At 71.3% G+C, this 216-nt stretch carries 1 pseudogene; it reads right to left on the bottom strand.

The annotated features are described in order from the left end of the window. Positions 1-216, bottom strand: a pseudogene (locus I0Q12_RS22925) (hypothetical protein); the annotation flags it as partial.

The following is a 216-nucleotide window of genomic DNA, read 5'->3' as shown; positions in this document are numbered from 1 at the left end:
CGGATCCGAGAAGCACGCGTAGGTCTTGTCGCCGGTCAGGCGGTGCAGCAGGAAACCGGTGAGCAGCGCGCGGGTGCGTTGCTGCGTGCGGCGCTCGCCTCCGCCGAGCCCGAGGAACGACAGCAGTTTGCGGCCCTCGACGAGGCCCTCGTCGGAGGCCTTGTGCACCGACCGCAACAGCACCTCGCCGCCCCATGCCTTCGCGACCGCGACCGC

The sequence above is a fragment of the Rhodococcus sp. CX genome (genome assembly GCF_015865005.1).
Classification (GTDB): domain Bacteria; phylum Actinomycetota; class Actinomycetes; order Mycobacteriales; family Mycobacteriaceae; genus Rhodococcus.
This window is presented reverse-complemented; position numbering and strand designations above follow the sequence as displayed.